The sequence below is a fragment of the Streptomyces sp. Ru71 genome (assembly GCF_002920535.1).
GTDB lineage: Bacteria > Actinomycetota > Actinomycetes > Streptomycetales > Streptomycetaceae > Streptomyces.
In genome coordinates, this window is sequence record NZ_PQSS01000021.1 from 42,805 (window position 1) to 63,676 (window position 20,872).

Consider the following 20,872-nt stretch of genomic DNA (forward strand, 5'->3'; position numbering starts at 1 on the left):
CCTGGTCATGAGCTCTCTCACCAGCTGTCGCACCCTCTGTTGCTGACATATTGCCGCGCATGAAGCGCGTGTTTCCCGCTGTGTGAGTTCTTCTTCTCCGGGCCTCCTTTCCCGGAATTCCCCCTGCCTTTTCTTCCTGGGAGTCCTCCCATGCACCGTCGTACCTTTCTCGCTTCCGTGCTGGGCGCGTCCGCCGCCGTGGCGGGCCTGGCCGGCTGCGCGGACGGCCAGGCCGCCGCCGACACCGCCGAGGCCGCCACTCAGCCGCTCGCCACCGAGGTCCCGGCCGGCACCAGCCTGAAGATCGCCTCCTATCTGGGCCAGCAGCAGCTGCAGTTCAGACTGGCGAAGCTGCCGCCGCTGCCGTTCACCGTCTCGAACTGGCTGAACATCGGCGCGGGTCCCGATGTCATCAACGCCTTCCGCGCCAAGTCCCTGGACCTCGCCAACAACGCGGGCATCCCGCCGATCCAGGCCCACTACCAGGGGTTCGCCGCGAAGATCGTGGCGATCGACGTCACCCGCAAGCCCAACTACGTCTTCGCCACCAAGCCCGGAAGCGACATCCGCACGGTCGAGGACTTCAAAGGCAAGCGGCTCGCCTTCTCGCAGGGTCAGGCCCAGGGCGTCGTCCTGCTGCGCGCGCTGAAGAAGGCGGGCCTGGCCTACGACGACGTCAAGCTGGTGCCGCTGACCAGCAACCAGTTCCTGACCGCGCTGCAGTCCGGGCAGGTCGACATCGCCCCGCTCGCCAACAACCAGGCGCCGGCCTATCTGAAGCAGTACGGACCCAAGGGCGCCCACACCATCACCACCGACGTCGTCGACCTGCTGAACCTGCTGTGGGCGCCGCAGTCCGTGCTGAACGACCCGGCGAAGGCCGCCGCGATCGCCGCCTACATCCCGCACTGGGCCAAGGGCCAGGTCTGGGCGTACGAGCACCCGGACGTCTGGGACGAGGAGTTCTACGTCAAGACGCAGAACCTGAGCCTTCAGCAGGCGAGGTCCATCACCGCGCTGGCCAACAAGCCGCTGTTCCCGCCGAGCTGGGACGAGGCGATCCGGTGGGAGCAGGAGACCGCCGATCTGCTCGCGGAGGGCGGCTTCGTGAAGAAGTTCGACGTCTCCTCCCTCTTCGACCACCGCTTCGAGGCGATCGCCGCCAAGGCCGTACCCGAGGAGTACCGGAAATGACCGCCATGACCACGACGACGACCGCCGTCGCGGCGGCGGCCGAGGCCGGTGAGCTCCCCCAGGTCCGCCGGCGCCGCCGCCTGGCACCCGGCCGCCGGTGGCCCGCCGCCCGGCTGACCGGCCCGCTGGCCCTGCTGGTGCTGTGGGCGGCGGCCTCGGCCGCCGGAACCCTCGACACCGGCGCGATCCCCGCGCCCTGGACGGTGCTGAGGACGCTCGGCCATCTGTGGACCGACGGCACCCTGCCCACCGACGTGCTCACCTCGCTGAAGCGGGCCGGCGCCGGCTTCGCGATCGGCCTCACGGCCGGGGTGCTGCTGGCGCTCGCCTCCGGGCTCAGCCGGACCGGGGAGGCGCTGATCGACGGGACGGTGCAGCTCAACCGGGCGATCCCCACCCTCGGGCTGATCCCGCTGTTCATCCTCTGGCTGGGCATCGGCGAGACCTTCAAGGTCGCCATCATCGCGATCGTCGTCTACGTCCCGATCTATCTGAACACGCACGCCGCGCTGTCCGGCATCGACAGCCGCTTCGTCGAACTCGCCGAGGTGCAGGGCCTGTCGCGGCTCACCTTCGTGCGCCAGGTCGTGATCCCCGGAGCGCTGCCGGGATTCTTCGTGGGGCTGCGGCTCGGCGTCACCGGCTCCTGGCTGGGCCTGGTGGTGCTGGAGCAGATCAACGCCACGTCCGGCCTCGGCTATCTGATGTTCCAGGCGCAGAACTACGGCCAGTCCGACGTCATCCTGGTCGGCCTGCTGATCTACGGCGTCTTCGGCCTGGTCACCGACAGCGCGGTCCGTCTGATCGAACGGAGGGTGCTGTCGTGGCGCCGCACACTGAGCAACTGACCCGGCCCGCCGTCCGGCTGCGCGGCCTGACCCGGTCCTTCGCGGGCCGCACCGTCCTCGACGGCGTCGACCTGGACCTGCCCGCCGGACAGTTCACGGCCCTGCTCGGGCACAGCGGCTCCGGCAAGTCCACGCTGCTGCGGGCGATCGCCGGCCTGGACCACGGGGTGACCGGCAGCGGCGAGCTCACCGCCCCCGAGCGCGTCTCGGTGGTCTTCCAGGACTCCCGGCTGCTGCCCTGGCGGCGGGTGCTGGAGAACGTCCTGCTCGGCCTGGACGGCGGGGACGCCGAGGCGCGCGGCCGGGAAGCGCTGGCCGAGGTGGGGCTGACGCACCGCGAGCGGGCCTGGCCGGGCGAGCTGTCCGGCGGCGAGGCGCAGCGCGCCGCCCTGGCCCGCTCCCTGGTCCGTGAGCCGGAACTGCTGCTGGCCGACGAGCCGTTCGGCGCGCTGGACGCGCTGACCCGGATCAGGATGCACGGTCTGCTGCGCGACCTGTGGCAGCGCCACAAGCCGTCGGTGCTGCTGGTCACGCACGACGTGGACGAGGCGATCGTGCTCGCCGACCGGGTCCTCGTGCTCGAACAGGGTCGCATCGGCCTCGACCTGACCATCGACCGCGCCCACCCGCGCTCCTACCGGGACCCGCTGCTCGGCGAGTACCGCGAACGCCTGCTCACGGCCCTGGGCGTCACCGAGGACCACGCATGACGCTCGCGACCCGCCCGGGCCCGCCCCCGGCCGCCGGCACCCCCCGCCGGCCCGCCCCACCGGCACGCCGCGGGCGCCTGCTGCCGCCGGTGGCCCATGACCTCGCCGGGGCGATCGTGCCGGCCGGCCGGGCCTTCGCCCGCGACGCCGGCCGCACCGCCCCCGGTTTCACCACCGGCCACTTTCGCCCCCACCCGCACTCCGCCCGCGTGCCGGTACCGGCCGCGCCGGGCGTCACGGAGGACCACCAGTGACAGGCAGACAGCTCCATCTCAACGCGTTCCTGATGAACACCGGCCACCACGAGGCCTCCTGGCGGTTGCCGGAGAGCGATCCGTACGCGCATGTCGACCTCCAGCACTACGTGCGGCTCGCCCAAGCCGCCGAGCGCGGCACCTTCGACTCGCTCTTCCTCGCCGACGGCCCCCAGCTGTGGGGCAGTCTCGCCCAGCGCCCGGCCGGCGCCCTGGAACCGCTCACCCTGCTGACCGCGCTGTCGACCGCGACCGAGCACATCGGGCTGATCGCCACCGCGTCCACGTCGTACAACTCGCCCTACAACCTGGCCCGCAAGCTGGCCTCGCTGGACATCGTCAGCGGCGGCCGGGCCGGCTGGAACATCGTCACCACGGCCGGCGCGGAGGCCGCCCGCAACTTCGGCCTGGACGCCGAACCGGCACACGCCGAGCGGTACGCCCGGGCCGCCGAGTTCCTGGACGTGGCGCTGAAGCTGTGGGACAGCTGGGAGGACGACGCGGTCGTCGCCGACAAGGCGGCCGGCGTCTGGGGCGACGACGAGAAGATCCATCCGCCCCGGCACCGAGGCACCTACTTCAGCGTCGAGGGCGCCCTCAACGTGCCGCGCACCCCGCAGGGCTACCCGCTGCTGGTGCAGGCGGGCTCCAGCGAGGACGGCAAGGCCTTCGCCGCCCGGTACGCGGAGGCGGTGTTCACCGCCCAGCAGACCCTCGCCGACGCCCGGTCCTTCTACGCCGACCTCAAATCCCGCACCGCGCGGGCGGGACGGGACCCCGGGCACGTGAAGGTGCTGCCCGGCATCGTCCCCGTCCTCGGCTCCACCGAGGCCGAGGCGCGGGCGGCAGAGCGGCTGCTGGAGGACCACATCGTGCACGACCACGGCGTGGCCCGGCTGGAGAGCCTGCTGCACCTGGAGCCCGGCACGCTGGAGCTGGACGCCGAGCTGCCCGCCGAGCTGCCGCCGGAGGACGCGATCGAGGGCGCCAAGAGCCGCTACACGCTCGTGGTGGAGCTGGCCCGGCGCGAGTCGCTCACCGTGCGGCAGCTGATCGGCCGGCTCGGCGGCGGCCGCGGCCACTTCACGGTCGCCGGGACGCCCGAGCGGATCGCCGACGTGATCGAGACGTGGTTCACGCACGGCGCCGCCGACGGCTTCAACGTCATGCCGCCCGTCCTGCCCTCGGGCCTGGACGCCTTCGTCGACCACGTGGTGCCGATCCTGCGCGAGCGGGGCCTGTTCCGCACCGAGTACGGGCCGCGCCGCACCCTGCGCGAGCGCTACGGCCTGCCCCGCCCCGCCAACCAGTACCTGACCCCCGCCTCCGCCCTCGTCTGAAAGGACCCCGCCATGTCCCTGGAGATCACCAAGCTCACCGCCCGCATCGGCGCCCGCGTCAGCGGCGTCGACATCACCCAGCCGCTCGCCGCGGAGGAGGTCGCCGCGATCCGGGAGGCCCTGAACGTGCACAAGGCGCTCGTGTTCGACGCGGGCGACCTGGACGACGCCGGCCAGCAGGCCTTCGTCCGCCACTTCGGCGACCTGACCACCGCCCACCCGACGGTCGGCGCCGTCGAGGACGCCCCGAACGTGCTGCCCGTGGACAGCGAGCGGGGCCGGGCCAACCACTGGCACACCGACGTCACCTTCGTACTGAACCCGCCGCAGGCCAGCAGCCTGCGCTCGCTCACCGTCCCGCCCTACGGCGGCGAGACGCTGATCGCCAACGCGGCCGCCGCCTACCGCGACCTGCCCGAGCCGCTGCGCCGCTTCGCCGACGGCCTGTGGGCGGAGCACACCAACGACTACGACTACGCCGTACCGGAGGAGGACGTCGACGAGGAGAAGGCCGCCCAGCGCGCCCAGTTCACCTCCATCACCTACCGCACCGCGCACCCGGTGGTCCGGGTGCACCCGCTCACCGGTGAGCGCGGGCTGTTCATCGGCGGGTTCGCGCAGCGGATCGTGGGCCTGTCGGCCGGTGAGTCCCGCAAGGTGCTGGAGCTGCTCCAGGCGTATGTGACGCGCCCGGAGAACGTCCTGCGCCACCGCTGGGCGGAGCGGGAACTGGTCCTGTTCGACAACCGGATCACCCAGCACTACGCCATCGACAACTACGACGGGCAGCCGCGCCGGCTGCACCGGGTGACCGTGGCCGGTGACGTGCCGGTCGGCGTCGAGGGCAAGGAGAGCTGGTCGATCGAGGGCGACGCCACGCACTACACCCCCGTGGCGGCGTGATCGGAGCATCACCCTCCGCACAGGCGGTGTCCGGATACTGGGCAGCCCCTTCGCGTGAGCGGACGGGCCGCCCAGACTGGCGGGGTTTTTGCCCGCCCCTGCACCGGGAGAGCCGCGCCCATGCCGAGCAGCACGACCCAGGACACGCCGCCGCAGCAACAGGACGGCGCCGCCCTGTCCCACGGTCTCAAACAGCGCCATCTGTCGATGATCGCCCTCGGCGGCGTGATCGGTGCGGGCCTGTTCGTGGGCTCGGGAGCGGGCATCGCCGCCGCCGGCCCGTCGATCGTGATCGCCTACACGATCTCCGGCCTGCTGGTGATGCTGGTGATGCGGATGCTCGGCGAGATGTCCGCCGCCTACCCGTCGTCCGGCTCCTTCTCGGCGCACGCCGAGCGGGCGATCGGACCCTGGGCGGGCTTCACCGCCGGCTGGTCGTTCTGGGTGCTGCTGTGCACGGCGGTCGGCCTGGAGGGCATGGGCGCCGCGAGCATCGCCCAGAGCTGGTTCCCCAGCACCCCGCAGTGGATGTGGGTCGCCCTGTTCATGGTGGTGTTCTGCGGCGCGAACCTGGCCGCCGTGAAGAACTTCGGCGAGTTCGAGTTCTGGTTCGCCGCGCTGAAGGTCGGCGCGATCAGCCTGTTCCTGATCCTCGGCGTACTGGCCATCGCGGGCGTGCTGCCGGACGTGGACGCGCCGGGCACCTCCAACCTGACGGACTTCATGCCGCACGGCACGGACGGCCTGCTGGTGGGCCTGCTCGCCTCGGTGTTCGCCTACGGCGGTCTGGAGACGGTCACCATCGCGGCGGCCGAGTCCCAGGACCCGGTCCGCGGGGTCACCTCGGCCGTCCGCACGGCGATGTGGCGCATCGCGATCTTCTACATCGGCTCCATGGCGATCGCGGTCACCCTGGTCCCGTGGGACTCCAAGGAGGTCGTCGAGAAGGGCCCGTACGTCGCCACGCTCGACCACCTGGGCATCCCCGGCGCGGGTCAGCTGATGAACGTGGTCGTCTTCGTCGCCCTGCTGTCCGCGATGAACGCCAACATCTACGGCTCCTCGCGCATCGCCTACTCGCTGGTCCAGCGCGGCCAGGGCCCGAAGGCGCTGGCGAAGCTGTCCGGCGGGGTGCCCCGGATCGCGGTGCTCACCTCCTGCGTCCTCGGCTTCGTCTGCGTGCTGCTCAACTACTGGCGCCCGGACGACATCTTCAAGTGGCTGCTGAACATGATCGGCGCGGTCATCCTGGTCGTCTGGATCTTCATCGCGGTCTCCCAGCTGCTGCTGCGCCGCCGGCTGGAGCGCGAGGCCCCCGAGAAGCTGGTGGTCCGCATGTGGGCGTTCCCGTGGCTGACCTGGCTCGCGCTGGCCGGCATGGCGGCGATCTTCGTGCTGATGGCCCGTGACCCGGCCAACCGGGTGCAGCTGTACTCGACCGGCGCGATGACGCTGGTCCTGGCGGCCGTCGGCTACGCCTGGCAGCGGGCGCGGGCCTCCCGCGACTGACGGCCCCTTCTTCCGCGACAAGCCCCCGTGTGATCCACACGGGGGCTTTTTGCTGCTAGCTTGTTATTGCGACTTACTTGCAATAAGAGCTCGGAGGGGAGCCGCGCATGCCCGTCTACACGCTGCCTGACCTGCCGTACGACTACTCCTCGCTCGCGCCCGTGATCAGCCCGGAGATCATCGAGCTGCACCACGACAAGCACCACGCGGCCTATGTGAAGGGCGCCAACGACACGCTTGAGCAGCTGGCCGAGGCACGCGACAAGGAGGCCTGGGCCTCCATCAACGGCCTGGAGAAGAACCTGGCCTTCCACCTGTCCGGGCACATCCTGCACTCGATCTACTGGCAGAACATGACCAGCCCGAAGGAGGGCGGCGGCGAGCCGCTGGCCGCCGACGGGGTGGGCGAGCTGGCGGAGGCGATCAAGGAGTCCTTCGGCTCCTTCGCCGCGTTCAGGGCGCAGCTGTCCAAGGCCGCCGCGACCACCCAGGGCTCCGGCTGGGGCGTCCTCGCATACGAGCCGCTGAGCGGGCGGCTGATCGTCGAGCAGGTCTACGACCACCAGGGCAACGTCGGCCAGGGCGCCACCCCGATCCTGGTCTTCGACGCCTGGGAGCACGCCTTCTACCTGCAGTACCGCAACCAGAAGGTGGACTTCATCGAGGCGATGTGGCAGGTCGTGAACTGGCAGGACGTGGCCCGCCGGCACGCGGCGGCGAAGTCCCGCACCGACGTGCTGCTGCTCGCGCCGTGAGCCGGCCCCTCCTCTGAGGGAAGACTCCTGCCTCGTGATCGTCTTCTCACCTTTCACGCGGCAGGCGGAAAGGAGGGAGGCCCCCGCGAGGACGGGACTCGCGGGGGCCTCCTTCACCATGGCGCCGGGGTCAGGGCTTGCGGCCCACCCCGCCGTGCTGCCCGATCGGCTTGGCCTCGGCGCCCGGCTCGGGCCGCCACAGCGGCACCGACACCACGCCGGGCTCGACCAGTTCCAGGCCCTCGAAGTAGGCCTCGATCTGCTCGACGGGGCGCAGGAAGTACGGCACCGCGCCGGTCTCGTTGTAGCCGTCCTGGGCCGCCTCGTAGGCGGGGTCGGTGCCGCGCGAGCCGTCGTTGACGCACAGGAAGCTGCCCGGGGGCAGGCCCGCCAGCAGACGCCGGACCAGGTCGCGGGCCACGTCGTGGTCGGCGACATGGCCGAGGATGCCGCTGAGGATGAGCGCGGTGGGCCGGCTCAGGTCGAGGGTCCGCGTGGCGGCCTCGATGATCTTCTCCGGCTCGTACAGGCTGAGGTCCTCGTACGCCGTGGCGCCCTCGGGCGTGGAGGTGAGCAGGGCGCGGGCATGGGCGAGGACGAGCGGGTCGTTGTCGACGTAGACGATCCTCGACTCCGGCGCGAGCCGCTGGGCGACCTCGTGGGTGTTGTCCACCGTCGGCAGTCCGGTGCCGACGTCCAGGAACTGGCGGACGCCCGCCTCCCGCACCAGGTACCGGATGGAGCGGCCGAGGAAGGCGCGGCTGCTGCGGGCGATGGTGACGATGCCCGGGAAGACGGCGGTGTAGGCGTCGCCGGCCTGCTCGTCCACCGGGTAGTTGTCCTTGCCGCCCAGCCAGTAGTTCCAGATCCGGGCCGAGTGCGGCACCGAGGTGTCGATCGACGTCATGGGGTGATACTCGCCTCCAACAGTGGGTCTCCCGCACATGGTGCTACGAAATGACGGGCGCACAGGGCACATTGGGAGACTACGGCGGAGGGCTCCGCCTGTCCTGAGGAGACGCTCATGGCGAACGTGCGATGTCCCAGTCCCACCTGCAAGGACCGGATCCAGACCTTCCGCGAGCTGCGCGGGGAGGAGGTCGCGGCGGCCGAGAAGGCGCTCGCCGCGGAGCTGGACGGGGAGATGTTCGTGGCCCGCGCCTTCCACCGGTGCACGGCCGAGGGCTGCCGGCGGGTGCAGCGCAAGACGCGGTACTGGGTGGGGGGCTATCTGCCGGAGGAGTTCGCGCACCCCTCCGGCAGCAGCCCGGCCGGGGCTACAGGTTGCTGAAGTCCGGGCCCTTGGTACGGGTGCGCTTGATCTCGTAGAAGCCGGGGACCGAGGCCACGGCGAGGGTGCCGTCCCACAGCTTGGCGGCGTCCTCGCCCTTCGGGGCCGGGGTGACGACCGGACCGAAGAAGGCGATCTGCTCGCCGTCGGCGCCGGGCACGGCGATGACCGGGGTGCCGACCTCCTGGCCCACCAGGTCGATGCCCTCCTTGTGGGAGGCGCGCAGCTCGGCGTCGAACTCGAAGTCCTCCTGCTCGGCGTACTCGATCAGGTCGGCGGGCAGCCCGGCGTCGGCCAGGGCGCCGGCGATCGCCTCCAGGGTCGGGCCCTCGCCCTTGTTGTGGAAGCGGGTGCCGAGCGCGGTGTAGAGCGGGCCGAGCACCTGCTCCCCGTGCTTCTGCCAGGCGGCGGTGACCACGCGCACCGGCTGCCAGGCCTTGGTGGCGAGCATCTCCCGGTACGCCTCGGGCAGCTCGTCCAGCTTGTCCTCGTTGAGGACGGCGAGGCTCATCACATGCCAGCGGACCTCGATGTCCCGGAGCTTCTCCACCTCCAGCACCCAGCGCGACGTCATCCACGCCCAGGGGCACAGCGGGTCGAACCAGAAGTCGACGGGGGTCTTCTGCGACATGTCTCTCCTCAAGCGGACGTCTTTCCCCCCAAGAACGCCGCAGCGCGCCCCGGCCATTCCCGGGAGCCCCGCGTCAGGGGCACATGGCAGGATCGGTCCTGTCCAGCCGTAGACACGACACACAAGGGAGTGCCGCCCGTGCCCGGTGAGAATCTGTCCCGCGACGAGGCCCGGGAGCGGGCCGCGCTGCTGTCCGTCGACGGGTACGAGGTGTCCCTCGACGTCCGCTCCGCGGTCGGCGACCACGAGGGCGGGGGTCCGCGCACCTTCCGCTCGGTCACCACGATCCGCTTCCGCTGCAACGAGCCGGGCGCGTCCACCTTCGCGGACCTGATCGCGCCGCGCGTGACGGCCGTCTCCCTCAACGGCCGGGACCTGGACCCGAGCGAGGTCTTCGACGGCTCTCGCATCCTGCTGGAGGACCTGGCCGAGGAGAACGAGCTGGTCGTGGACGCGCAGTGCGCCTACTCCCGCACGGGTGAGGGCCTGCACCGCTTCGTCGACCCCGAGGACGGCGAGGTCTACCTCTACACGCAGTACGAACCGGCCGACTCCCGCCGCGTCTTCGCCAACTTCGAGCAGCCCGACCTCAAGGCCCCGTTCCGCTTCGAGGTGCGGGCGCCCGAGGGGTGGACGGTGTGGAGCAACGGCGCCGGCGAGCGGGCCGACGGAGTGTGGCGCTTCGCCGAGACCAGGCCCATCTCCACCTACATCACCTGCGTCGTCGCCGGCCCCTACTACCACGTCACCGACACCTACGAGCGCACCCTCGCCGACGGCAGCACGCTGCGCATCCCGCTGGGCGCGCTGTGCCGCAAGGGGCTGGCCAAGCACTTCGACGCCGACGACGTGTTCCTGGTGACCAAGCAGGGCCTGGACTTCTTCCACGAGCACTTCGACTACCCGTACCCGTTCGGCAAGTACGACCAGGCCTTCGTGCCCGAGTACAACCTCGGCGCGATGGAGAACCCCGGGCTCGTCACCTTCCGCGAGGAGTACATCTTCCGCGGCAAGGTGACGCAGGCGTCGTACGAGGCGCGGGCCAACGTCATCCTGCACGAGATGGCGCACATGTGGTTCGGCGACCTGGTCACCATGGTGTGGTGGGACGACCTGTGGCTGAAGGAGTCCTTCGCGGACTTCATGGGCACCTTCGCGAACGTGGGCGCGACCCGCTTCAAGGACGCCTGGATCACCTTCGCCAACCGCCGCAAGGCCTGGGCCTACCGCGCCGACCAGCTGCCCTCCACGCACCCCATCACCGCCGACATCCGCGACCTGCAGGACGCCAAGCTCAACTTCGACGGCATCACCTACGCCAAGGGCGCCTCCGTGCTCAAGCAGCTGGTGGCGTACGTCGGCCAGGACGCGTTCCTTGAAGGCGCCCGGCGCTACTTCAAGCGGCACGCGTACGGCAACACCCGCCTCGGTGACCTGCTGTCGGTGCTGGAGGAGACCTCCGGCCGGGACATGGGCGCGTGGGCACGGTCCTGGCTGCAGACGGCCGGGGTGAACGCGCTGACCCCGCAGGTGCTGCTGGACACCGAGGGACGCGTCGAGGAGCTGGCGGTGGTGCAGGAGGCCGCCGAGTCGCACCCCGAGCTGCGCCCGCACCGCATCGCGGTGGGCCTGTACCGCCGGGAGGGCGACGCCCTCGTGCGCTACGCCCGCGCCGAGACGGACGTCGACGGCGCGCGCACGGTCGTCGCGGAACTGGCCGGTGCCCAGGCGCCGGAGCTGGTGCTGGTCAACGACGACGACCTGACGTACTGCAAGATCCGCTTCGACACCACGTCACTGGAGACGCTGAAGAGCGGGCTCGGCAGCATCACCGATCCCCTGGCCCGCGCCCTGTGCTGGTCGGCGCTGTGGAACCTGACCCGGGACGCGCTGCTGCCGGCCCGGGAGTTCATCGGCCTGGTGCTGCGGTTCGCCGGCCGCGAGTCCGACATCGGCGTCCTGCAGATGCTGCACGCCTGGGCCCGCTCGGCGCTCGTGCACTACGCGGCACCCGCCTGGCGGGAGACCGGCGCGGCCCAGCTCGCCGAGGGCGCCCTGCGCGAGCTGCGCGCGGCCGGGCCGGGCAGCGAGCACCAGCTGGCCTGGGCGCGGTTCTTCGCGACCGTGGCCGCGCGGGACGGCGACCTCCAGTTGCTGAAGGCGCTGCTGGACGGCACCGAGAAGATCGACGGCCTGGACGTGGACCAGGAGCTGCGCTGGGCCTTCCTGGAGCCGCTGGCCGCGCACGGGGTGGCCGGCGAGGACACGCTGACCGCGGAACTGGCCCGCGACGACACCGCCTCCGGCAAGCGGCACCAGGTGCGCTGCCTGGCCGCCCGTCCCTCGGCCGCGGTCAAGGCGCAGGCGTGGGCGCAGGTCGTGGAGTCGGACGCGCTGTCCAACGCGCTGACGGAGGCGACCATCGCGGGCTTCGGCCAGCCGTCCCAGCGTGAGCTGCTCGCGCCGTACGCGGAGAAGTACTTCGCGGCGATCGAGCGGGTGTGGGAGGAGCGGTCGATCCAGATCGGGATGGACGTGGTCTCGGGCCTGTTCCCGACGCTCCAGGACTCCCCGGAGACCCTGGCCGCGACGGACACCTGGCTGACCACCCACGAACAGGCTCCGCCGGCCCTGCGCCGCCTGGTCCTGGAGTCCCGAGACGACCTGGCCCGGGCATTGCGCGGCCAAACCTGCGACGCGACAGCCCGCTAACCGCAGACACCCGGCGTTTCCCACCCCCCGGTGCTGTGGCTGGCCGGGGGTGGGTGCGCTCACCGGCGCTGGCGGGGTGCCTCCCCCAAGCTCTTCGAGCAGGGGGGACCCCCAGCGCCCACCCGTGCCGCCCTGGGGGCACCTCCCAGGCCCTTAAGGCACTGGGGGAGGCACGACTGCCCGCAGCTACGGAGTGGGAGAGCCGCCGACGGCGGGGAGGGGCCGGGGTGGGGGGTGTCCGCCCGCAGCGGCCGGCACCGCCAACCCTCACCGCGTCGGGGACAGTGGGCCGGACCGAGGACGGATATCCCCCACCCCGGCCCCGACTCACCCACCGGACAGAAGGCGCTACACCAGCCGACCACCGGACGGTAACGGGCCGCCGCAGGCATTCAAGGGGCGCGGGGAACTGCGCGACGAGCCACAGCGCAACCGCAACGGGCCGCCGCAGGCACCCGCGAGCAACCACCCACCCACCCGCAGACAACGAACAACCCCCCAACCTTTGGCCAGCGCCCAGCGCCCCGTAGCCGTTACGGAATTCAGGCAATCAGAACCGTAACCCCCACCCCCCACCCGATCGGACCAGGCGTTTTCCGCCCCTACTCGGCACCCGAACACCCGTCCTTTAGTGCGGCCTTGTCCAGATTTGTCGACGAGCGTGTAACAGCGGTTAAGGGATGGATCGGACGCGGGAATCCCCGGAGCATGAACCACAACACCCCGCTCCCCCCGGCCACCCCCCGCCCCCTGCGCCACCTGCCCGACACCCCCCGCCGGGTCCAGACGGTCGCCCGGCTGCGCGCGCACGGCGTGACCACCGCCCAGCTGAACGAGCAGTGCCGGCCCGGCGGGGCCTGGCAGCAGCTGCTGCCCGGCGTGGTCCTGCTGCACCCCGGTCCGCCGACCACCGAGGAGCGCCTGCACGCGGTCCTGATGTACGCGTCCAGGGAGTCGGGCCCGGCCACCCCCGGCGTACCCGTGCAGCCCGGCGCCGACGACCCCCACCGCCCGCCCGCCTACCGCGAGGCGATGATCACCGGCCTCGCCGCCCTCACCCTGCACGGCTTCACCGCCGCTCCCCCGCTGCTGTCCCTGGAGAAGATCGACGTCCTGGTCCCCCGGCTGCGCCGGCTGCGCTCCACCGGCTGCGCCCGGATCATCCGCACCGCCGTCCTGCCCGACCCGGAGGAGGTCACCGGTGTCCCGGTCGCCCCCGTGCCGCGCGCCCTGGCCGACGCGGTGGCCGGCCTGTCGGACGCGGGCGTGGTGCGCCGGCTGCTGACCGAGGCGGTGCGCGCCGGGCACTGCGAGGCGGCCTCGGTGGTGCGCGAGCTGAACGAGGCACGGCTGCTCACCCGGCCGCACGTGGTGGACGCCGTCGACCTGCTGCTGGCCGAGGGCCGCACGATCGCCGAGGACCGCCTGTACACGATGGTCCGCGACCACGGTCTGCCCGACCCGGTCTGGAACGTCGACCTGCGGCTGCCGGGCGGCCCGCACCTCGGCGGGGTCGACGCCTACTGGCCCGAGCAGGCGGTGGCGGTCGAACTGGACACCCGGGCGCCCCGGCAGGACGACGACGCCCTGTGGTCGGAGTACGCCCGCAAGCGGGAGACCCTGGAGCGGCTCGGCATCACCGTCGTCCATGTGACGCCGAAGAAGCTGCGGGACGCGCTGGAACAGCAGGCGGCGGTGGTCCGTACGGCCCTGATGGCGGCCGCGGACCGCGACCCGGCGGCCTATGTCGTGGTGCTGCCCCGCTAGTTGGGAACTAGTTGGGAACCCGGGGGCGACAGGAGGGGACGGAAGGGGCCACCGACAAGACGTCGGCGGCCCCTTCCGCGACGCGACACGACGCGCGGTCAGCCGCAGAACTCGGCCTCGACCACCGCGTCGGTGTCACCCGTCCAGTCGCCGTTGAGATTGAACGCCAGCGAGTGACGCCCGTCGGCACTGGTGACCGCGACCGAAGTGGACCCGTGGATGCCGCCGTCGTGACCCCAGACATGGACACCGCAGCTCAGCTCACGGTCGATGAGCCCCAGCCCGTACCCGGCGTTCGGGATGTCCCCGGCCGGCACCGTCGTCTTCATCTCCTTCAGCTGCCGCGGCGGAAGCAGAGCCCCGCCGAGCAGGGCCCGGTAGAAGCGGTTCAGGTCGGCGGAGTCGGAGACCATCTCCCCGGAGCCGTAGGCCAGCGCCGGGTTCAGCTCCGTGACGTCGTAGGTCGGGCCGGTGCTCTCCAGGGCGAGCTTGCCGTAGGCGCGGCTGCTGGGCCGCGGCAGGGTCGGCCGGGTGCCGGGCACCGAGGTACCGGTCAGGTGCAGCGGCTGGATGATCCGCCGGCGGATCTCCTCGCCGTACCCACGACCGGTGACCTTCTCGACGACCTGCGCGGCCAGCAGGTAGTTGGTGTTGGAGTAGTGCCAGGAGGCGCCCGGCGCGAAATACGGCTCGTGGGCCAGCGCGATGTCCAGGAGCTGTCGCGGTGACACCCGGTCGAAGCGGTGGGTGTAGAAGCCGTCCTTGGTGAAGTACGTCGCGGCGACGGACTCGTCCTCGGTGTAGTTGAAGACGCCGCTGGTGTGGTTGAGCAGCATCCGCAGGGTGATCTTCGAGCCGTCGTAACCGCCCTTGTCGAGCACCCCGGGCAGCCACTTCTCCACGCTGTCGTCGAGCGACAGCCGCCCCTCCGCCTCCAGTTGCAGCAGCACGGTGGCGACGAACGTCTTGGTGATGCTGCCGACGCGGTAGTGGTCGGCCGTCGAGCGCGGCGCACCGGTGCGCAGGTCGCCGACGCCCGCGGTGGCCTTCCAGGTGTGCCGCCCGTCCTGAGCCGTGACGGTGACGCCCGGGACGCCGGCCTGCACCTGGGCCTCGACCGCCTTCCGGGTGGCGTCGTGCCCGTGCCCGCCACCGCCGGGCGCCGCCATCGCGGGCGCCGCGAGCGCCAGGGACAGCAGGGCCGCCGCCGCACCGGCCAGAGCCGAACGTGCTCTCATCTCTTCCCCCTTCATCCGGCCGGGTCACCCCCGTGATGACCCCGGTCAGGGGGGAGGGACCCGGCCTCACGCCACGGGGTTGACGCGACTCGGGACGGTTGATCGTTTTTCAGCCGTCGTCCCGCACGGGTACGTCGCCGTCGTCCCGCACGGGCACGAACACCCGCCCTGTCGGAGGCCGTTCACGCCACAGCCGCAGCCCCACCTCGACCATCCGGGCCCGGCGCAGACCGGGCACCGCGTCCAGGTCGTGCCAGGCGGCCATGTCCGTGGAGCCGTTCTCCTCGAACCGCAGCTCACCGCCGGTCACTCGGGACTCGTAGACCAGGCGCAGCCCGTGGTGGTCGACCCTGCGGCGCAGGCCGTCGCGGCGGAAGAGGCGGTGGGAGGAGTGCACGCCGAGCAGCGCGGTCACCTCGACCCGGTAGCCGGTCTCCTCGGCGAGTTCGCGCACCACCGTGTCGCAGGGGTCCTCGCCGTGCTCCACCCCGCCCCCGGGCAGCACCCACTCGGGGCTGCCGTCGAGCCCCGGCGACCGGGCGAGCAGCACATGTCCCTCCCGTACGCACACGGCGTAGGCCGCAACCCTCGATTTCCGCCGCACCCTCGACATCCCTCGCATGCCCACCCTCCATAGCGGGTTTTCCCCATACATCCATTTCGATTCGGTCAACTCTCCCCAAACAATCGCCCCTTGCGTAAAGCTGTGCGATCGTCCGGGTTCGCAGTCCGGACGACCCTCGACCAGGGCCGATCCGTCCTGGTCGGTACGCTCACGCTCCTTTACCTGCAAGGGATGCCGATGACCCACACCCCCGAGCGCGACCCGATACCGGGTGGCAGACGCGTGGCCCGCATCGCCGTGGCCGCGGGTCTGGTGGCCGCCCTCTGCGCGGCCGGGCCGATACCTCTGGCCCTCGCCGCGGACGACGCGCCCGCCGCCGCCCCCGCCGCCGACCCGGGCGTGAAGTCCGCGCACGACAAGCTCGGCGCCGACGACGCCGACCGGCTCGCGGACGCCAAGGCCGACGGCGACAAGACCGTCACCATGATGATCGCGACCGCGCCGGGCCAGACCGAGCAGGTCACCGAGAAGCTGGACGACGTCGAGGGCGGCATCGTCGGCCGCACCTACGACAAGCTGGGTTACGTCCGCGCGACCGTCCCGACCGGCAAGGCCGACGCGGCCATCTCCGCCGCCGCCAAGCTGTCCTCGGTGCACGCGATCGACCTCAAGCAGGAGATCCCGCTTGACGACCCGGCGCCCGACGCCCGGGCCGCCGGATCGGGCACCGGCTCGGTGACGTACCCGGGCCCGGGCAAGAACACCCCGGCCGAGAACCCGTACAACCCCTCCTTCGAGACGGGCGCCGTCGACTTCGTCGCGGAGCACCCGAAGGCGGACGGCCGCGGCATCACCATCGGCATCCTCGACTCGGGCGTGGACCTCGGTCACCCGGCGCTGCAGAAGACCACCACCGGCGAGCGCAAGATCGTCGACTGGGTCACCGCGACCGACCCGGTCGTGGACGGCGACGCCACCTGGCGGCGGATGAGCACCAAGGTCGACGGCCCCACCTTCACGGCGGCCGGCCAGACCTGGACCGCCCCCGCGGGCAACTACGGCTTCAACCTGTTCAGCGAGGCCGCCACCACCGGCGGTGACGCCAAGGGCGACGCCAACCGCGACGGCGACACCACCGACACCTGGGGTCTGCTGTACGACGCGGCGGCCGGCACGGTCCGCGTCGACCTGAACAACAACCACGACTTCACCGACGACACCCCGATGAAGCCGTACAAGGACGGCTTCCAGATCGGGTACTTCGGCACCGACGACCCGGCGACGGACGTCGTCGAGCGCCAGCCGTTCGTCGTCGAGGTCCGCAAGGACGTCGTCTACAACTCCTCCGGCGCCAAGGCCGACTACGTCAACATCGGCGTGATCGAGTCCGAGCACGGCACCCACGTGGCCGGTATCACCGCCGCCAACGGCCTGTTCGGCGGGAAGATGAGCGGCGCCGCCCCCGGCGCCAAGATCGTCTCCTCGCGGGCCTGCACCTGGAGCGGCGGCTGCACCAACGTCGCGCTCACCGAGGGCATGATCGACCTCGTCGCCAACCGCGGCGTCGACATCGTCAACATGTCCATCGGTGGCCTGCCGGCGCTGAACGACGGCAACAACGCGCGCTCCGAGCTGTACACGCGCCTGATCGACACCTACGGCGTGCAGCTGGTGATCTCCGCGGGCAACTCCGGCCCCGGCGCGAACACCATCGGCGACCCGGGTCTGGCCGACAAGGTCATCTCGGTCGGCGCGGCCATCTCCAAGGAGACCTGGGCCGCCAACTACGGCTCGGTCGTGGAGAAGAAGTACGCGATGATGCCGTTCTCCTCGCGCGGCCCGCGTGAGGACGGCGGGTTCACGCCGACCCTGACCGCACCCGGCGCGGCCATCAACACCACCCAGACCTGGCTGCCGGGCTCCCCGGTCGCCGAGGCGGGCTACTCGCTGCCGGCCGGCTACTCGATGCTGCAGGGCACCTCGATGGCCTCCCCGCAGGCGGCGGGCGCGAGCGCGCTGCTGCTGAGCGCCGCCAAGCAGAAGGGCATCGACCTCACCCCGGCCATCCTGCGCACGGCGCTCACCTCGACCGCCGACCACATCAAGGGCACGCAGGCGTACGAGGAGGGCGCGGGCCTGATCAACATCGTGGACGCCTGGGACGCCATCCGTGACGGCGCCACGGCCCACGACTACACGGTCAAGGCCCCGGTCGACACCGCGATCGACTCCGCGCTGAAGGAGCCGGGCTTCGGCACCGGCCTCTACGACCGCGAGGGCGGCCTGAAGGCCGGCCAGAAGAAGACGTACGACGTCACCATCACCCGTACGTCCGGCCCGGACAAGGCGCTGTGGCACGAGCTGCACTTCGCCAACAACGCCGGTGACACCTTCCGGATCGTCGGCGACGACGAGGTGCGGCTGCCGCTGAACCAGCCGGTGACCGTCAAGGTCCAGGCGAACCCGCGCTCGGCCGGCATCAAGAGCGCGATCCTGGAGGTCGACGACCCGCGGACCGAGGGCGTCGACAAGCAGATCCTCACCACGGTCGTCGTCTCGACGCCGGTGGCGTACACCTTCTCCAAGTCGTCCTCGGTGCAGCGCAACAGCACCCAGTCGTACTTCGTGACCGTGCCCGAGGGCGCCAAGTCGCTTGAAGTGGCGATCGGCGGGCTGAAGGACAAGAGCCAGACCCGGTTCATCGCCATCCACCCCTACGGCGTCCCGGTGGACAACACCTCCACGCCGTACTGCTACAACAACTACCTCGACGGCAACGGCTGCAAGCCGGACGTGCGCTCCTACGCCGACCCGCAGCCGGGCGTGTGGGAGATCGAGGTCGAGTCGCGCCGCACCTCGCCGCTGCTCGACAACCCCTACACCCTGGACGTCGCCGTCCTCGGCGCCGTCTTCGACCCGGAGACGGTGACCGTGCCCGAGGCCAAGGTCGGCACGCCGGCCGCCGCCTCCTGGAACGTGACGAACAAGTTCGCCCCGCTGGAGGGCAAGCTCGCCGGCGGCCCGCTCGGCTCCTCCAAGTCGGCCCGCCCGTCCATCAAGCAGGGCGAGACCCAGGTCACCAAGGTCGAGGTGCCCGCGGGCGCCAAGTCGCTGAACGTCGCGATCGGTTCGGTCTCCGACGCGTCGGCCGACCTGGACCTCACGGTCAAGGACGCCTCCGGCAAGGTCGTCGGCCAGTCCGCCGACGGTGACTCGGAGGAGGCGGTCTCCATCGCCTCGCCGGCCGCCGGTACGTACACCATCGAGGTCGCGGGCTACTCGGTGCCGGCCGGCACCACCGCCTACGACTACCGCGACGTGTTCTTCGCCGCCTCCCTCGGCACCGTCTCGGTGGACGGCTCGGCGCCGGTGAAGCTCGGCACGGGCGAGTCCGCGTCGGTGTCCGCCACGGTCACCGCGGCGGCCGCCGCGCCGGAGGGCCGCGAGTTCTTCGGCCAGGTCCAGCTGCTCGACGCCCGCGGCACGGTCGCCGGGGCGGGCAACGTGAAGATCGAGAAGGTCACGCCGTAGTCGTCGTTGCGGCGATGGGGCGGGCGTCCGGGAACGGGCGCCCGCCCTTCTTCGTGCCGCCGCGTCCTCCTGTGCCGCCACGCCCTTCGTGCCGTCACTCGCAGGTCGCGGCGGTGGCGCCGGACAGGGCCCGGTCGAGCCGGTCCCGCTCCTGGGCCAGCTCCTGCGGGTCGACGACCCAGGTGTCGGGCACGTCGGCGTTGCGCGGGATGCCGACCAGGGCGTGCTGGCCCTTGCCGGGCCGCGGGTCGAGGTACTCCTCCCAGGTGAAGGTGACGTCGGCTGGGACCGTGCCCGGCTTGTAGGCCCGGGTGACACGCAGGGTGACCCGCTCCTGCCCCGCCCGGGGGCCGGGCCGTACGGCGGTGACCGTGCCCTCCACGACCAGCCGCGCACAGGCCAGGTACCGGGCGGCGTCCGGCCGGGCCGATCCGGAGGCCACGTCGGCCTTGGAGGAGCCGCCGCTCGCGTCCCCGGGGGGATGGGCGGTCAGCCAGCCGATGCCGACGACACCACCGGCGGCGACGGCGGTGACGAGCACGCCGAGGGACAGGGCCCGCGCACCGGGGCGCCGCCGCAGCCGGGCGGGGCCGGCGGGACTCCTGCGAGAGGTGGGGCGGGTCTTCCGGGGCGCCGGGGCAGGGGCCGGCTCCCCCGGCGGCGGCTCGGCGAGCGCCGCGCCGATGCGGCCGAGCTGCTCGCGCAGCAGCGTCACATCGGCCTCGGCGGCGCGGTACTCGGCCAGGAAGGCGCCGTCGGCCCTGGCCTCGTCGGGCAGCGGCTCGCCGGTGAGGACGGCCATCAGCGGGTCCAGTCCGTCCCGCCCGTCGTGTCCGGCCGGCATGTCACACCACCTCGTTCTCGTGCAGGCGGGCGCGCAGGGCCCGTACCGCCGTGTGCAGGCGGCTCTTGACCGTGCCCTCGGGGACGCCGAGCTGCTCGGCGATGGAGCGGACCGGCAGGTCGGCGTAGAAGCGCAGGACGAGGATCTGCCGCTGCGCATCGGGCAGCTCGTCCAGGCCCTGGGCGACCGCGAGGGACAGCAGCCGGGTCTCCTCGCCGCCGGTGGCGGGCTCCCGCAGCGCGGCGAGCCGCTCCCCGAGGCGCTCCTGGCGGCGCCTGGCCCGGTGCCAGTCCATGGCCAGGTTGGACGCGACGACCGCCGCCCACGCCGAGACGTCGCGCGGACCCTCCTCGCCCTTGGCGGCGCGCTCCAGCAGCCGCAGGCGGACCTGCTGTACCCCGTCCGGCAGGTCCGCCTGCGGCACACCCCCGAGCGCGAGCACCGCCCGCACCCGGCGTTCCTGGTCCGCGTCCAGCGGGTCGTCCCCGGCGTACGCCAGGCGCGGCGGGTCGTCCCCGGCCCGCGGCCCCGGGCCGCGCCGGGCCCTTCTGCGCAGCACAAGCCACCCCCTCCCTGTGTCGCCCCTACGACGCCGCGGCGGCCCGGAACGTTCGGCCTGCGGTGCACCGGATCGGCGAGGCGTACGTCACACTCCGTGTGGACACGGGCGCGATGGGCAGGCGAGCTTGCGGTGCGGGAGGCCCGCGGAGTGAATTTCTCCAGCTCAGCCGGGGTGGACACCGAATGTCCGGAACCGTTTGCCGGTCACCGGTGTCCCAT

The 20,872-nt window shown here is 71.9% G+C and carries 18 protein-coding genes; 12 read left to right on the top strand and 6 right to left on the bottom strand.

The window, feature by feature from the left end; translation table 11 throughout:
- Positions 1 to 150 precede the first annotated feature (150 nt).
- From C3489_RS15485 to C3489_RS15520, 8 genes are all read left to right on the top strand, one after another.
- Positions 151 to 1,194: an ABC transporter substrate-binding protein gene (locus C3489_RS15485; RefSeq protein ID WP_103782399.1), complete on the top strand. Its 1,044-nt coding sequence runs from the start codon at positions 151 to 153 to the stop codon at positions 1,192 to 1,194.
- Positions 1,191 to 2,042, top strand: a complete 852-nt coding sequence (locus C3489_RS15490; RefSeq protein WP_103782400.1) for an ABC transporter permease — start codon at positions 1,191 to 1,193, stop codon at positions 2,040 to 2,042. Before C3489_RS15485 ends, C3489_RS15490 begins: the two co-directional genes overlap by 4 nt.
- Positions 2,018 to 2,752, top strand: a complete 735-nt coding sequence (locus tag C3489_RS15495) for an ABC transporter ATP-binding protein (RefSeq protein WP_103782401.1) — start codon at positions 2,018 to 2,020, stop codon at positions 2,750 to 2,752. Before C3489_RS15490 ends, C3489_RS15495 begins: the two co-directional genes overlap by 25 nt.
- Entirely contained in the window at positions 2,749 to 3,006 is a 258-nt protein-coding gene (locus C3489_RS15500) for a hypothetical protein (RefSeq protein WP_103782402.1), read from the top strand. The genes C3489_RS15495 and C3489_RS15500 overlap by 4 nt, the downstream gene beginning before the upstream one ends.
- A complete protein-coding gene (locus C3489_RS15505; protein WP_103782403.1) occupies positions 3,003 to 4,346 on the top strand; it encodes an LLM class flavin-dependent oxidoreductase in 1,344 nt (447 codons plus the stop codon). The genes C3489_RS15500 and C3489_RS15505 overlap by 4 nt, the downstream gene beginning before the upstream one ends.
- A 12-nt stretch (positions 4,347 to 4,358) precedes the next feature.
- Positions 4,359 to 5,249: a TauD/TfdA family dioxygenase gene (locus C3489_RS15510; protein ID WP_103782404.1), complete on the top strand. Its 891-nt coding sequence runs from the start codon at positions 4,359 to 4,361 to the stop codon at positions 5,247 to 5,249.
- Positions 5,250 to 5,369: 120 nt separating this feature from the next.
- Positions 5,370 to 6,758: an amino acid permease gene (locus C3489_RS15515; RefSeq protein WP_103782405.1), complete on the top strand. Its 1,389-nt coding sequence runs from the start codon at positions 5,370 to 5,372 to the stop codon at positions 6,756 to 6,758.
- Between the two features lie 107 nt (positions 6,759 to 6,865).
- Positions 6,866 to 7,513, top strand: a complete 648-nt coding sequence (locus tag C3489_RS15520) for a superoxide dismutase (RefSeq protein ID WP_103782406.1) — start codon at positions 6,866 to 6,868, stop codon at positions 7,511 to 7,513.
- A gap of 130 nt (positions 7,514 to 7,643) precedes the next feature.
- Here the strand turns inward: C3489_RS15520 and C3489_RS15525 are convergent, their stop codons facing one another.
- Positions 7,644 to 8,420, bottom strand: coding sequence for an SAM-dependent methyltransferase (locus C3489_RS15525; RefSeq protein WP_103782407.1), 777 nt, complete (start codon positions 8,418 to 8,420; stop codon positions 7,644 to 7,646).
- 117 nt (positions 8,421 to 8,537) lie between these two features.
- Here C3489_RS15525 and C3489_RS15530 point away from each other — a divergent pair, with 117 nt between their 5' ends.
- Complete coding sequence (locus C3489_RS15530) at positions 8,538 to 8,804, top strand: hypothetical protein (protein WP_103782408.1); 267 nt, start codon at positions 8,538 to 8,540, stop codon at positions 8,802 to 8,804.
- Here the strand turns inward: C3489_RS15530 and C3489_RS15535 are convergent.
- Positions 8,791 to 9,435 (bottom strand): DsbA family protein, encoded by a 645-nt coding sequence (locus C3489_RS15535; RefSeq protein WP_103782409.1) that lies wholly within the window; start codon positions 9,433 to 9,435, stop codon positions 8,791 to 8,793. The genes C3489_RS15530 and C3489_RS15535 overlap by 14 nt on opposite strands.
- 138 nt (positions 9,436 to 9,573) lie before the next feature.
- Between C3489_RS15535 and pepN the strand changes: the two genes are divergently transcribed.
- Positions 9,574 to 12,147, top strand: coding sequence for an aminopeptidase N (gene pepN, locus C3489_RS15540; RefSeq protein ID WP_103782410.1), 2,574 nt, complete (start codon positions 9,574 to 9,576; stop codon positions 12,145 to 12,147).
- 708 nt (positions 12,148 to 12,855) lie between these two features.
- Entirely contained in the window at positions 12,856 to 13,914 is a 1,059-nt protein-coding gene (locus C3489_RS15545; RefSeq protein ID WP_103782411.1) for a hypothetical protein, read from the top strand.
- A gap of 98 nt (positions 13,915 to 14,012) precedes the next feature.
- On the opposite strand, the gene C3489_RS15550 is transcribed toward C3489_RS15545, so the two are convergent.
- On the bottom strand, positions 14,013 to 15,152 hold the full coding sequence (locus tag C3489_RS15550; protein ID WP_103782412.1) for a serine hydrolase: 1,140 nt from the start codon (positions 15,150 to 15,152) through the stop codon (positions 14,013 to 14,015).
- Between the two features lie 109 nt (positions 15,153 to 15,261).
- Positions 15,262 to 15,774: an NUDIX hydrolase gene (locus C3489_RS15555; RefSeq protein ID WP_258054707.1), complete on the bottom strand. Its 513-nt coding sequence runs from the start codon at positions 15,772 to 15,774 to the stop codon at positions 15,262 to 15,264.
- Positions 15,775 to 15,954: 180 nt separating this feature from the next.
- Here C3489_RS15555 and C3489_RS15560 point away from each other — a divergent pair, with 180 nt between their 5' ends.
- Positions 15,955 to 19,248: a S8 family serine peptidase gene (locus C3489_RS15560; protein ID WP_103782414.1), complete on the top strand. Its 3,294-nt coding sequence runs from the start codon at positions 15,955 to 15,957 to the stop codon at positions 19,246 to 19,248.
- A 94-nt stretch (positions 19,249 to 19,342) separates the two neighbouring features.
- Here C3489_RS15560 and C3489_RS15565 read toward each other — a convergent pair whose 3' ends face one another.
- Both C3489_RS15565 and C3489_RS15570 read right to left on the bottom strand, forming a co-directional pair.
- The gene (locus C3489_RS15565; protein ID WP_103782415.1) at positions 19,343 to 20,092 is read right to left on the bottom strand and encodes a hypothetical protein; all 750 of its coding nucleotides are present in this window, start codon (positions 20,090 to 20,092) and stop codon (positions 19,343 to 19,345) included.
- Between the two features lies 1 nt (position 20,093).
- The gene (locus C3489_RS15570) at positions 20,094 to 20,651 is read right to left on the bottom strand and encodes a sigma-70 family RNA polymerase sigma factor (RefSeq protein ID WP_374936748.1); all 558 of its coding nucleotides are present in this window, start codon (positions 20,649 to 20,651) and stop codon (positions 20,094 to 20,096) included.
- Between the last annotated feature and the right edge of the window lie 221 nt (positions 20,652 to 20,872).